Origin of the sequence: Pseudomonas sp. SMN11, assembly GCF_052041945.1 — a bacterium.
Lineage (GTDB): Bacteria > Pseudomonadota > Gammaproteobacteria > Pseudomonadales > Pseudomonadaceae > Aquipseudomonas.
Genome location: NZ_JBKGGW010000100.1, coordinates 1 through 396, shown reverse-complemented (window position 1 = coordinate 396; position 396 = coordinate 1). Strand labels below are relative to the sequence as shown.

Genomic DNA, 396 nt, shown 5'->3' with positions numbered 1-396 from the left:
GTAGGCTCCCACTGCTTGTACGCATACGGTTTCAGGTTCTATTTCACTCCCCTCTCCGGGGTTCTTTTCGCCTTTCCCTCACGGTACTGGTTCACTATCGGTCAGTCAGTAGTATTTAGCCTTGGAGGATGGTCCCCCCATGTTCAGACAAAGTTTCTCGTGCTCCGTCCTACTCGATTTCATTGACAAGAGATTTTCGTGTACGGGGCTATCACCCACTATGGCCGCACTTTCCAGAGCGTTCCACTAATCTCAAATCAACTTAAGGGCTGGTCCCCGTTCGCTCGCCACTACTAAGGGAATCTCGGTTGATTTCTTTTCCTCAGGGTACTTAGATGTTTCAGTTCCCCTGGTTCGCCTCTTGCACCTATGTATTCAGTACAAGATACTCAGCTT

1 rRNA gene is annotated in these 396 nt (G+C 49.2%); it reads right to left on the bottom strand.

Annotated elements, in window-relative coordinates:
• Positions 1-396, bottom strand: a 23S ribosomal RNA gene (locus ACLEJU_RS28725); the annotation flags it as partial.